The 12,727-nt window shown below is 66.0% G+C and carries 11 protein-coding genes; 8 read left to right on the top strand and 3 right to left on the bottom strand.

Going from position 1 to position 12,727, the window contains the following annotated elements; translation table 11 throughout:
• Window positions 1-104 precede the first annotated feature (104 nt).
• The 3 genes from secA to MH112_RS13520 all read left to right on the top strand — a co-directional run bounded on the left by secA (window position 105) and on the right by MH112_RS13520 (window position 4,181).
• Window positions 105-2,864, top strand: coding sequence for a preprotein translocase subunit SecA (secA, locus tag MH112_RS13510; protein ID WP_296568626.1), 2,760 nt, complete (start codon window positions 105-107; stop codon window positions 2,862-2,864).
• Window positions 2,865-3,677, top strand: a complete 813-nt coding sequence (locus tag MH112_RS13515) for a class I SAM-dependent methyltransferase (RefSeq protein ID WP_296568628.1) — start codon at window positions 2,865-2,867, stop codon at window positions 3,675-3,677.
• A gap of 93 nt (window positions 3,678-3,770) precedes the next feature.
• Window positions 3,771-4,181 (top strand): hypothetical protein, encoded by a 411-nt coding sequence (locus tag MH112_RS13520; RefSeq protein WP_296568630.1) that lies wholly within the window; start codon window positions 3,771-3,773, stop codon window positions 4,179-4,181.
• 98 nt (window positions 4,182-4,279) lie between these two features.
• On the opposite strand, the gene MH112_RS13525 is transcribed toward MH112_RS13520, so the two are convergent.
• Both MH112_RS13525 and MH112_RS13530 read right to left on the bottom strand, forming a co-directional pair.
• The gene (locus MH112_RS13525) at window positions 4,280-4,663 is read right to left on the bottom strand and encodes a nuclear transport factor 2 family protein (RefSeq protein ID WP_296568632.1); all 384 of its coding nucleotides are present in this window, start codon (window positions 4,661-4,663) and stop codon (window positions 4,280-4,282) included.
• Complete coding sequence (locus MH112_RS13530) at window positions 4,660-5,646, bottom strand: NADPH:quinone reductase (protein ID WP_296568634.1); 987 nt, start codon at window positions 5,644-5,646, stop codon at window positions 4,660-4,662. The genes MH112_RS13525 and MH112_RS13530 overlap by 4 nt, the downstream gene beginning before the upstream one ends.
• A 141-nt stretch (window positions 5,647-5,787) precedes the next feature.
• Between MH112_RS13530 and MH112_RS13535 the strand changes: the two genes are divergently transcribed.
• The 5 genes from MH112_RS13535 to MH112_RS13555 all read left to right on the top strand — a co-directional run bounded on the left by MH112_RS13535 (window position 5,788) and on the right by MH112_RS13555 (window position 11,021).
• Window positions 5,788-6,891: an NADH:flavin oxidoreductase gene (locus MH112_RS13535; RefSeq protein WP_296568635.1), complete on the top strand. Its 1,104-nt coding sequence runs from the start codon at window positions 5,788-5,790 to the stop codon at window positions 6,889-6,891.
• Window positions 6,888-8,039, top strand: a complete 1,152-nt coding sequence (locus MH112_RS13540) for a saccharopine dehydrogenase NADP-binding domain-containing protein (RefSeq protein WP_296568637.1) — start codon at window positions 6,888-6,890, stop codon at window positions 8,037-8,039. Before MH112_RS13535 ends, MH112_RS13540 begins: the two co-directional genes overlap by 4 nt.
• A gap of 128 nt (window positions 8,040-8,167) precedes the next feature.
• Window positions 8,168-8,767, top strand: a complete 600-nt coding sequence (locus MH112_RS13545; protein WP_296568639.1) for a TetR/AcrR family transcriptional regulator — start codon at window positions 8,168-8,170, stop codon at window positions 8,765-8,767.
• A gap of 83 nt (window positions 8,768-8,850) precedes the next feature.
• Window positions 8,851-10,002 carry an epoxide hydrolase family protein gene (locus tag MH112_RS13550; protein WP_296568641.1) on the top strand — a complete coding sequence of 384 codons (1,152 nt, stop codon included), beginning with the start codon at window positions 8,851-8,853 and terminating at the stop codon, window positions 10,000-10,002.
• Window positions 9,999-11,021 (top strand): beta-eliminating lyase-related protein, encoded by a 1,023-nt coding sequence (locus MH112_RS13555; RefSeq protein ID WP_296568643.1) that lies wholly within the window; start codon window positions 9,999-10,001, stop codon window positions 11,019-11,021. The genes MH112_RS13550 and MH112_RS13555 overlap by 4 nt, the downstream gene beginning before the upstream one ends.
• Before the next feature lie 14 nt (window positions 11,022-11,035).
• On the opposite strand, the gene MH112_RS13560 is transcribed toward MH112_RS13555, so the two are convergent.
• Complete coding sequence (locus MH112_RS13560) at window positions 11,036-12,718, bottom strand: LuxR C-terminal-related transcriptional regulator (RefSeq protein ID WP_296568646.1); 1,683 nt, start codon at window positions 12,716-12,718, stop codon at window positions 11,036-11,038.
• Window positions 12,719-12,727 lie beyond the last annotated feature (9 nt).

The raw sequence follows: 12,727 nt of genomic DNA on the forward strand, positions 1-12,727 counted from the left end.
GCCCTCGCTCTCAGAGCGGGATTCCGGGCAGGCGAAGGTCAGACGGCGCGCCGTGCGCAACGCCCGCGACCCCGCATCGACCGCATTCTCGGACGCCCCCGCACATGTTTTTCCAACGGCTCTTCGGCTCCTCTCCCGACCGCAAGATCAAGGCCTTCCAGGCCCGGGTCGCGAAGATCAACGCGCTTGAACCCCAGATGGAGGCGTTGTCGGACGAGGCGCTGCGCGGCAAGACCGAGGAGTTCCGGGCCCGGTTGGCCAAGGGCCAGACCCTGGACCAGCTGCTGGAAGAAGCCTTCGCCGTGGTGCGGGAGGCCTCCAAGCGCACCATCGGCCTGCGCCACTTCGATGTGCAGATGGTCGGCGGCATGGTGCTGCATCGCGGCGGCATTTCCGAAATGCGCACCGGCGAGGGCAAGACCCTGGTGGCCACCCTTCCGGTCTATCTGAATGCGCTGGAGGGCAAGGGCGTCCACGCGATCACGGTGAACGACTATCTCGCCCAGCGTGACGCCGAATGGATGGGGCAGATCTACAGATTCCTGGGGATGAGCGTCGGCGTCATCGTTCACGGGCTGTCGCAGGGCCAGCGCAAGGCCGCCTACCAGTCGGACATCACCTACGGGACCAACAACGAGTTCGGCTTCGACTATCTGCGCGACAACCTGGTTTATGAGTCCGGGGAGATGGTCCAGCGGGGCCACAACTTCGTCATCGTCGACGAAGTGGACTCCATCCTGATCGACGAAGCGCGCACGCCGCTGATCATCTCCGGGCCCACCGAAGACCGCAGCGAGTTCTACAAAACCATCGATGTGCTGGTCAAAGAGCTCATCAAGGACACGACGAACTTCGATCTGGACGAGAAGCAGCGCCAGGTTCTGCTCACCGAAACCGGCTCCGAGCGCATCGAGGAGATGCTGGAACAGAGCGGCCATCTGGTGGAGGACTCAGCGGGCCTCTACGACCCGGCCAATGTGTCGTCGGTCCACCATGTGAACCAGGCCCTGCGGGCCAACATCCTCTACACCCGGGACAAGGACTATATCATCCGCGCCGGCGAGGTGATCCTGATCGACGAGTTCACCGGCCGCATGATGCAGGGCCGCCGTCTGTCGGAAGGCCTGCACCAGGCCATCGAAGCCAAGGAAGGTGCCCGGGTCCAGCCCGAGAACCAGACGCTGGCCTCGGTGACCATCCAGAACTATTTCCGCCTCTACAAAAAGCTGTCGGGCATGACCGGCACGGCCTCCACCGAGGCCCAGGAGTTCGGCGACATCTACAAGATGGAAGTCGTCGAGATCCCCACCAATCGGCCGGTGACCCGTGTGGACGAAGACGACGAGGTCTATCGCACCGCCGCCGAGAAGAACCAGGCCATCCTCAAGCAGATTGCCGACTGCTTTGTACGCGGTCAGCCGATCCTGGTGGGCACGGTGTCCATCGAGAAGTCTGAGCTCTTGTCAGAGCTGCTGAAGAGCCACGTCTTCGAACATGAGGGTCAGACCCGCACCGGCATCCCGCACAATGTGCTCAACGCCCGCTATCACGAGCAGGAGGCCCTGATCGTGGCCGACGCGGGCGTGCCTGGCGCGGTGACCATCGCCACCAATATGGCCGGTCGGGGCACCGACATTCAGCTGGGCGGCAGCATCGACATTCGTTTGTCGCGCTGGCGCGACGAGCAGCGAGGCCTAGGCATCGAGCCCGACGCCGACGCCTATCTTCTGCGTCGCCAGGAGATCGAGGCCGAGATCGCCGATCTGAAGGAAAAGTCCCTGGCGGCCGGCGGTCTCTATGTGCTCGGCACCGAGCGCCACGAAAGCCGCCGGATCGACAACCAGCTGCGCGGCCGGACAGGTCGTCAGGGGGACCCTGGCCGGTCCAAGTTCTTCCTGTCCTGCGAAGACGACCTGCTGCGCATTTTCGCCGGCGACCGGCTGGACTCGATCATGCGCACCTTCGGTGTCCAGGAAGGCGAGGCCATCACGCACAAGTGGCTGAACGGTGCCATTGCTACGGCCCAGAAAAAGGTCGAGCAGCGCAACTACGAGATCCGCAAGAACCTCCTGAAGTACGACGACGTGGTCAACGACCAGCGCAAGGCCGTCTTTGAGCAGCGCCAGGAGTTCATGGAGGCCGCAGACCTAACCGAGGTCGTCACCGAGATGCGGGCCGACACCATCGAGGACATGGTCAACCGCCACATGCCCCCCAAGGCCTATGCCGAACAGTGGGATGTGGACGGGCTCGATGAGCGGGTCCGCGAAATTCTCGGCCTGGAGCTGCCGGTACGGGAATGGGCCGCCGAAGACGGCATCGCCAATGAGGAAATCCACCAGCGGATTACCGAGGCCGCCAATGCCCGCGCCGCCGAGCGCGAGGTCGCCTTCTCCCCTGAGCGCATGCGCATGCTGGAAAAGAGCTTCCTGCTGCAGACCGTCGATCTGCAATGGCGCGAACACCTGATGCACCTCGATCACCTGCGAAATGTGATCGGTCTGCGGGGCTATGGTCAGCGAGATCCGCTGAACGAGTATAAGACCGAGGCCTTCTCCCTGTTTGAGAAGCTGCTCACCGACCTGCGCCACAACGTCACCAAGTGGATGATGACCGTGGAGCTCCAGCGGGAGGCTCCGCCGCCGCTGCAACAACCCCAGCGGCTGATGGAAGTGCACCTTGATCCCCTGAGCGGTGAGAACGCTGCCACCGCAGGGGCCCTGCCCTCAGGCCTGTCGCGGGAGCAGCGGGAGGGCCTGCCCGTCTCGTCCCTGCCCGCAGGCTGGGAGCAGACCGGCCGCAACGCCCCCTGCCCCTGCGGGTCCGGCAAGAAGTTCAAGCACTGTCACGGGGCCCTGGTCTAGGTGAGCGCCCCGCCGGTTCTGGAGTCCCACGGCCGGTGCCCCGTCTGCGAAGACGATGTGGTGTTCGCGTCGGCTGACGGCTGGCTCCGGGATGGGTTCAAATGCTCAGGCTGCGGCTCGATCCCAAGGGAGCGCGCCCTGATGCGGGTGCTGGCCGAGCTTGCCCCGGACTGGCGAAACCTGGCCATCCACGAGAGCTCTGGCTGTTCGGTGTCCAGCAACCGACTGCGCGCCCAGTGCCCGGGCTATGTGGCCACCCAGTATGATCCAGCCACCCCCTGGGGGACGCAGCACCCCCACGGCTATCGCAGCGAGGACCTGGAGGCCCAGACCTTCGCTGACGCCAGCTTCGACATTGTCGTCACCCAGGATGTGTTCGAGCATCTCTTTGCGCCCGACCGGGCTATCGCCGAGATCGCCCGGACCCTGAAGCCCGGCGGTTTTCACATCTGCACCGTGCCCATCGTCAAAAAGGCGGCCCCCTCGGTCCGCAGGGCGAAACGGCGACGGGACGGGTCGATCGAGCACCTGGCCGAGCCTGAATACCATGGCAATCCCATGGACCCGGACGGCGCGCTGGTAACCGTCGACTGGGGCTATGACATCGCCGACTATCTCGACCGGGCCAGCGGCCTGTCGACCACGATCCACACCATCGATGACCTGAGCCAGGGCATACGCGCGGCCTATATCGAGGTGCTGGTCTCCACAAAGGCCTTGCCCAGCCAGGTCACCCCCGACGGAGCGCCGGACCGTCGCCCTTGGCTTTTGCGGGTGGGCCGAGGACTGAGACAAGTCCTCAGCGGGGCTTGATCGGTCGCCCCCCCCTGGACCCACAGGGTGAAAAGGCGTTGCATCTTACGTTACGATGTAACAGTCTGGATTTCATTCGCCGGGGGGCTAAAGATGCTTCAGCTGGAATTCTGGACGGGGCGGATGCGCCTGCTGGGCCTGATCGCCATAGGCATCAGCGTCGCCACCTGGGCTATGGAGCTCACGGGCCTGGTCTATGTCTGCCCCTTCTGCCGGACCCAGCGCACGGTGATCGGTCTGCTGGGCCTGCTGATGCTGACCCCCAATCCCGGCTTCTGGATCACCCGTTATATAGGCTCGGTGCTGGGCGTGTTCGGCCTCGTGGTGGGCGCAACCCAACACTTCAGCGGCTGGCGCAAGGTGATGAAGGGCGAATACGTCATCTCCCCCAAGGTCTATGAGGACGCCTTTCTGCTGTCAGGTGCGGCCCTGTTCATCATCGTGGCCCAGGTGCTGCTGCTCTACGCCTATCGCAAACCGGTGACAGAGCCCGTCAGCCCTTAGAGCGCGTTCAGATAAGTGGTAACCGGTTATCGGAACAAAACGGGCTCAAGTCTTTGAGTTTAGATCATGATGCGTGCAGACGGCTCCGTCTGATCGCGTCATGGTCTGAGGGTGACAAAGGTCTCGCTCTCGATCAGCCATTGACCGCGAGCCTTCGTCCAGGCCGCCAGATACCAGCCGGCGATGTGCTCGCCTTCGCTGCGGGAGACCGCGACCCAGGTCCCACGCTCGGCGGCCCGCGCGCCGAGCGTGTCCAGTTCTACAACGTCTGGCGTGCGGACAAAGGCGACAAAGTCCGGGTCAGAAAACTGCGCGGCGAAGGCGGCAATGACCGCCTCGACGCCGGTGATCAGGGTCCCGTCGCCGACGATGACGTTCACCCGGGGATCAAAAAAGGGCCTCAGCCGCACCGCCGCCTTGGCCGCGATCAGCTTGTTGGTCAGCCGCCGGCGGGCGAGGATGGCGTCCACAGGCGTGGTCACGGCTCGACCACCACCGTGCCGATCTTGGTCCCCGCCTCGACGGCCTCGTGGGCGCTGGCGCAGTCCTCAAGCCTGTAGGTTCCCGCCACGGACAGAATAGCTTGGCCTGTGCCAATCCAGGCGGTGATGTCAGCCTGGGCCCGGCGCCTGGCCTCATGAGGGCTGACCGGCAGATAGACCCCGTGGATCGACAGGTTCAGCCCCATCAGCACGCCTGCGGGGATCACCGGCTCCCGGGCGCCCTTGGTGGCGTAATAGGCCACCGAGCCGTTCAGGCTGACGCTGGCCAGGGTTGAGGCCGCATTGCCACCGAAGTCCACCTCGACCACATGGTGCACCCCCTGGCCGCCGGTCAGGTCCCGCACCCGGGCGGCCACATCCTCTCGGCGATAGTCAATCGTGTGGTCAGCTCCACCGGCCCTGGCCCGCTCGGCCTTGTCAGCGTTGGAGACCGTGGCAATCACCGTGGCCCCGGCCCATTTGGCCAGCTGCACGGCATAGTGCCCCACCGCCCCAGCGCCGCCGGTCACCAGGACGGTGCGGCCCTGCACCGGTCCGGCCAGGAACAGCGCACGATGGGCGGTCATGCAGGGAATCCCCAAGGTCGCGCCTTCGGCAAAGGAAACCTCGTCGGGGAGCGGCCGGATAAGGTCCACGTCCAGTTCGATGTACTCCGCCGCAGAGCCGAAGGCGCGACCGTTGCGTTGCCCGTTGTAGAACCAGACCCGTCGTCCGACCCAGGACGCCGAGACCCCTGGCCCCACCGCCTCCACCACGCCGGCCCCGTCGCTGTGTGGGATGATCCTCGGATAGGCCATGGGCGCCCCGGACGCCCCGCCCCGCATGCCGACATCGGACGGATTGACCCCAGACGCCTTCACCGCGATCAGCACCTGGCCTTGACCAGCCTTGGGGGTTGGCTGTTCGCCCAGCTGCAGCACTTGCCGCGCAGGCCCGGTTTGGTCGTACCAGACGGCTCGCATCTCGCCTCCAGGGGGATTCATCGCCCCCTGGATGACCTGCGCGCGGGCCGGTGACAAGTCACGCCTTACGCCACGTCGCCCCTTCGTCGTGGCGTCCACCTCGTCTATGAACAGGGTTCACTTTGCACTGGAGACGAGACCATGGCTGAGCCCGACCTGTTTGCGCCCCTCAGCTTCCCGCACGGGCCTGAGATGAAGAACCGCTTCATGCTCGCCCCCCTGACCAACACCCAGAGCCACCCCGACGGGACCCTGTCGGACGAGGAGTTCCACTGGCTGACCATGCGGGCCACTGGGGGCTTTGGCCTGACCATGACCTGCGCGGCCCACGTGCAGAAGATCGGTCAGGGTTTCCCCGGCCAGCTGGGGGTGTTTTCAGACGCGCACCTTCCAGGGCTGACCCGCCTGGCCAAGGCCATCAAGGCGGAGGGTAGCGTCGCGGTCCTGCAGCTGCACCATGCCGGCAACCGCTCGCCTAAAGAGCTGATCGGCGAAGCCCCGGTCTGTCCGTCAGATGATCCGGAAACCGGCGCCCGGGCCCTGAGCGAGGCCGAGGTCGCCGACCTCATCGAAGCCTTTATCGCCGGGGCCGAGCGGTCCAAGCGGGCAGGCTTTGACGGGGTCGAGGTGCACGGTGCCCACGGCTACATCCTCTGCCAGTTCCTCTCGCCCGACCTCAACCATCGCACCGACGCCTATGGCGGGTCGGCCGAAAACCGCGCCCGGATCGTCGTGGAGATCGTCGAGGGCATCCGCGCCCGCTGCGGCGAGGACTTCCTGCTGGGCCTGCGCCTGTCGCCGGAGCGCTTTGGCCTGCAGCTGACCGAGATCCGCGCCTTGGCCGCCCAGATGCTGACCCACCCGGCCCTGGACTTCCTGGATATGTCTCTCTGGGACGTCCGCAAGGAACCCACCGAGGCCGAGTTCAAGGGGCGCAGCCTGATGTCCTACTTCGCCGACCTGCCCAGGTCCGGGGTTCGGCTTGGGGTCGCAGGCAAGATCATGAGCGCCCAGGAGGCGCGGGATGCCATTGCGGCAGGTGCCGACTATGTGCTGATCGGCCGGGGTGCCATCCTGCACCACGACTACCCGCAAAAGGTCCAGGCCGACGCCGGCTTCATCCCGGTGGCCCTGCCGGTCAGCCGCGCCCATCTGGCGGCCGAGGGCCTCAGCCCTGGCTTCATCACCTACATGAACAACTGGCCGGGCTTCGTAGCCCAGGACCAGACGGAGGACGCCCTTTGAAACACGACGCCGAATTCGACATCATCGTCTATGGAGCCACCGGCTTCACCGGCCGGCTGGTCGCCGAGCACCTGGCCAAACGCTACGGCCTTGGCGGCGAGGTCAAGTGGGCCATGGCCGGCCGCAGTGCCGACAAGCTGGCCGCTGTCCGGGACGAGATCGGTGCCCCGGCCGAGACTCCGCTGGTGGTGGCCGATGCCAGCGACATGGTCTCGCTGCAGGCCATGGTGGCGCGGACCAAGGCGGTGATCACCACCGTCGGTCCCTATCAGCTCTATGGTAATGAACTGGTGGCCGCCTGTGTCGAGGCCGGGACCGATTATCTCGATCTCTGCGGCGAGCCGGTCTGGATGCGCCACATGATCGACGCCCACGAGGCCAAGGCCAAACAGACTGGAGCGCGGATCGTCTTTTCCTGCGGCTTTGACTCCATCCCCTTTGAGCTGGGCGTCTTCTATCTGGCCGAGCAGGCCCGGGCCAAGTTCGGCCACACCCTGCCCCGGGTGAAGGGGCGCGTGCGCAAGATGAAGGGCGGCTTCTCCGGCGGCACCGCCGCCAGCCTGAAGGCCACCATGGCGGCCCTGTCCAAGGACCCCAGCCTGTTCGCCCTCATGATCGACCCCTTCGCCCTGACGCCGGGCTTCAAGGGGCCTGAGCAGCCCAAGGGCGACAAGGTCGAGGAAGACACCGACCTGGGTGCCACCGTCGGTCCCTTCATCATGGCCGCCATCAACACCCGCAACGTCCATCGTTCCAACGCCCTGCTGGGTCACGCCTATGGCACTGACCTGGCCTATGACGAGATGGTGGTGGTGGATCCCAACGCCCCCCCGGCCCCGGCCCTCGGCGGCGAAGGCGGTCCCCAGCCCGGCGAAGGTCCCAGCAAGGAAGAACGGGAAACCGGCTTCTTCGATGTGCTGTTCATCGGTCTGGGCACCGGCGGCGAGCAGATGCGGGTCGCCGTCACCGGGGACAAGGACCCTGGCTATGGCTGCACCTCCAAGATGATCGGCGAGGCCGCCATCTGCCTGATCCACGAGGCCACCGACACCCCAGGGGGCGTCTGGACGCCGGGGGCGGCGATGGGCATGAAGCTGATCGAGCGTTTGCGCGCCAATGCGGGCATGACCTTCGAGGTTGAGGCCTGAAACGCCTTGCGGCCCGCCCATCCGAGGCAGGATGGGCGGGCCGCAGGTGCTCAAGCTTGATTTTACGACGTAAATGTAACAGTGAGGTTGTTGCGGTACTTGCGATCAACCTGCTGTTCTGAGGTCTGATGCCCCGGGTCCTCACCCAATCTGATGTCGCCGACTTCCGCGACCGCCTGTGCGAGGTGGCTGAGCATCTGTTCGCTGAGCGCGGACCAGAGGCGGTGACCATGCGCCAACTGGCCTCGGCGCTCGGGGTCAGCCCCATGACGCCCTACCGTTACTTCAAGGACAAGGACGATATCCTGGCCGCCGTCCGGGCGGCCGGTTTCGACCGGTTCGCCGAGGCCCTGGAGGCGGCCTATGCCCGGGGCGGCGACCCCCGCGCCCGGGGCGCAGCCGTCGGGGAGGCCTATGTGACCTTCGCCTTCGACAATCCTCAGACCTACAAGCTGATGTTCGACATGTATCAGCCCAATGAGGCCGACTATCCCGACCTGGCCAGGGCTGCGGACCGGGCGCGTCAGACCATGAGCCAGTATGTCCGAAGCCTGGTGGACAGCGGCTATCTGGTGGGCGATCCGGTCCGGATCGGTGAAATGTTCTGGGCTTCGACCCATGGCTGCGTGGTGCTGGAGATGGTCGGCAAGCTGCCGCCCGGCGGGGCCCGCAAGCTGATCGGCGAGGTGATTCCGGCCATTTCCCGGGGTCTGCGCCCCGCAGGCTGACCCACAGCTGCGCATCGCGCCCTTGACGCGCCCAAGGTCAACCCCGCCACCCTGCGCGCAGAACAGTTTGGAGGGAGCGCGCCGTGAGCCAGGTTCAACCGTTTGAGGTCCAGTGGGATGCCGCCAGGGTCACATCCGTCCTGGATCAGGTCGCTGCCTATGCGTGGCCCCCCATCCCGGAGGTTCCAGACGGCTGGGCCTATGGCTGCGATGGTGCCTGGCTGAAGGGGCTCTGCGACCATTGGACCAGCGCCTATGACTGGCGCGCGGCCCAGGCCGAGCTGAACCGCTTTCCGCAGTTCACCGCCAGGGTCGAGGACTTTGACCTGCACTTTGTCCACGTGGTGGGTGAGGCTGGCGGCGCCCGGCCCCTGCTGATGTCCCACGGCTGGCCTGGCTCGCACTACGAATTCTGGGAGGTGATTGAAAAGCTCGCCTTCCCGTCCCGCTTCGGCGGCGACGCGGCCGACGCCTTTGACCTGGTGATCCCATCCCTGCCGGGCTTTGGCTTCTCCTCCAAGCCCAGTCGCCCTATGGGTCAGCGGAGCACGGCGCGGCTGTTCAACACTCTGATGACTCAGGTGCTCGGCTATCAGACCTATCTGGCCCAGGGGGGTGACTGGGGCTCGATGATCACCTCCTGGCTGGGGCTGGACCACGCTGCCCACGCCAAGGCCATCCACCTGAACATGATGGCGTTCCGCGCGCCCGGCGGGCCTCAGACCCCTGAGGAGACGGCCTGGATGACCCGCCAGGCTGGGATGATGGACGTGATGGGCGCCTATTTCCGCCTGCAAGCCTCGAAGCCTCAGTCCCTGGCCTGGCTGGGCGCATCAAACCCCGTCGGTCAGGCCGCCTGGATCGCCGAGCGGTTCCACGACTGGTCCGACCTGCGGACCAAGACCTTCGACGAGGTCTATTCCAAGGATCGGCTGCTCACCAACATCATGCTCTATGTGATGACCGACAGCTTCGCCACCGGTGCCTGGTACTATCGCGGCATGCTAGAAGAAGGCGGGGTGGCCCTGCAGCCGGGCCAGCGTTGCGAGACCCCGACGGCGTTTGCCAACTTCCCCGGTGAAGCCCTGTACCCCGCCCCGCCCCGGTCCTTCGCCGACCGGGGCTACAACATCGTCCGCTGGACCGACATGCCGAGCGGGGGGCACTTCGCCGCCATGGAGGAGCCGGATCTCTTTGTGGACGACGTAAAGGCGTGGGGTAGAACGGCGGGATGAGCCCCCGCTACGACTTTGCCTCCGACAATACCGCCCCGGCCGCCCCTGAAGCGATGGCGGCGCTGATCGCCGCCAATGCGGGGTTTTCCGCCAGCTATGGGGCCGACGCCACCGCTGCCCGGGCTGCGGACCTGATCCGGCAGATGCTGGACGCCGATGCCGATGTCCGCTTCGTCACGTCAGGCACGGCGGCCAACGCCATCTGCCTGGCTGCCCTGGCCCGACCCTTCGAGGGCGTGCTGGCCCATCGGGACTCCCATGTGGCCACCGATGAGACCGGCGCGCCGGGCTTCTTTGGCCATGGCCTGGCCATCCAGGGTCTGGAGGGCGCCTCGGGGCGCATCGATCCTCAAGCCCTGACCCGGGCTCTCGCCAAGCCCGAGAGCGCCCACGCCCAGCCCCCAGCCGCGCTGTCGCTGACCAACGCTACCGAGTATGGCACGGTCTATTCCGCAGAGGCCCTGGCGGTCCTGACCGCCGCAGTCCGCGACCGGGGATATGGCGTTCACCTGGACGGCGCCCGGCTGGCCAATGCCGCGGCCACCGGCTTTGATCTGAAATCCATTCCAGGCTTGGGCGTCGATCTGCTGGTGATCGGCGGGACCAAGGCGGGCATGACGCCTGCCGAGGCCATCGTTATCTTCCGCAAGGATCTTGTCCCGCGCTTCGATGCCCGCCTGAAGCAGGCCGGACAGCTGCCCTCCAAGAGCCGGTTCTACGCCGCCCCCTTCGTGGGCATGTTTGAAAGCGGTGCCTTCATAACCCGCGCCGCCCATGCCAATGCCATGGCCAGGCGACTGGCCGAGCTCATGCCGCTCCCCCTGCGGCATCCCGTGGAGGCCAATGGGGTCTTCGTCGAGATGGACGAACCGACCCTCAAGCGCCTGCAGGGGGCCGGCTGGTTCGTCTACCGTTTCATCGACGGCTCCGTGCGCTTCATGTGCTCATGGGCCACGACGATGGAGGCGATCGAGACCCTGATCGATGCCGTGACCGTGGCACTGGAGCCTACGCCGTAGCGTCGGCGTCAGGCTCAAGACCCATCGTCGGTCGCCAGCCAGGCCAGCACGTCTGGCCAGTGCTTGTGCGGCAGGAAGTGGCCGACCCCGGGCACGACGCGCACCGCTTCGCAGGGACGCCCGAGCCAGGCCATCAGGCGCTCCGGCGAGGCACCCGGATCATCTGCGCCGTACCATATGCTGATCGGCACCGTCAGATGGGGAAGGTCCAGCTTGGGGGTGTTGACGCTGAGCATGAGCTCCCGCGCCGCGCCTTTTGAGCCCCGGCTGAGACATTCGCTCATATAGTCGAAGATGAAGGTCGTCACGTCAGGATGGCTGCGCAGATAGGCGGCGTCGCCCGGGGCTGAGGCGGCCGTACGGACCATGGTCTCAACCTGGCGGCGCGATAGCCGGCGGCGGAGAAGCGCATAGAGCGGCATCGCCGCCCAGGCCGACCTGGCCATCCGCCGATGCAACAGGATCATGGGGTGGCGCCGGTCGCGCTCGGTCTCCGGCTCCACCCCGGTGGTCCGCCCTGAGGCCAGCAGAAGTCGCTCAGCCCGGTCCCCCAGGGTATTGGCATAGGCCAGGGCAAAGGCCACGCCGTTCATAAAGGCCGCGATCCGGACCTGCTGAAGGTTAAGGGCCTCGGTCAGGTGGACGAGATCTCTGGCGACACCGGGGAAGGTGAGCTCAGCCGGGGCGTCGGAACGGCCGGTCCCTGGCCTTTCGGCGCAAATGATATGGAGCCCAAGATCCCGGGCGAGTCGGTCCGTGCCCCTGGGCAGCAGGCTCGAGCCAATCCCCTGATGGACCATCATGCAGGCCCGGCCTTGGGGATCTCCATAGGCGCGGTAGGCCAGGGCACGACCGTCAGCCAGTCGATGAATCTGCACCGGCGGTGCCGCCCCCAGAGCGCCCGCCTCCGTGGCCACCACGGTGAAGGGGGCCGAAGGCTGGAGGGAGGACGACAGGGCGCTGAGCTGGGCCAAGGCCCTGACCAAGTCGCTCTGGCGGTTAAGGCCCATTTTCTCGAACACCGCGCGAAGCTGATTGCGCACGGTGTTCAACGAGACGTTCAGGTCCTCTGCGGCCTCCTTGAGGGTCAGGCCATCCTTCAGACGCGCCGCCAATCGCGTCTCAGCCGGCGTCAGACCAAAGCTCTCTCGGATTGTGCGCCAGAGATGGTCAGTGGCCTCGACCGCCGGAAAGATCAGCGCCGCCGAAGCCCGATCGGCACCAGTGACATCGATGATCAGCTCGGGCGGGGTCGCAGCAAGAGGCGACATGTAGGCGAAGTGCGGGTCATCATCGTCAGCCTGAACAAACTTGACGATCACCTGACTGGCCGAAGACTCTGCCAGACGCGCCCGGGCGTGGGCGAGTGCTTCATGGTTTGAGGGATTAAAGAACCGCAGGCCCCGGCTCTCTACGACCCCGAGCCGATCGCGGAACAGGGCCTCACCAGCGCTGTTCCACCCTACGACGCCGCCGGTCGGCGACAGCAGGATGACCCCCAGGGTCGCCTGGCCCCCCTGTGGGACTTCCTCAAGGTCTTTCAGGCCCGCCAGAGCCGCCTCGGCGGCCGGGCCACCGGGAGGTGCCGCCCCTACGGCCGCGATGATCTCCTCCCAGCGCTCCGGACGCGCCGCCACAGCATAGATGGTCTCGATCAGCTGAGCGGCATCAGCCTTCTGAGTGAGAGACGAGGACAAGGGTGATCA

The sequence above is a fragment of the Phenylobacterium sp. genome (assembly GCF_022402485.1).
Classification (GTDB): Bacteria; Pseudomonadota; Alphaproteobacteria; order Caulobacterales; family Caulobacteraceae; genus Phenylobacterium.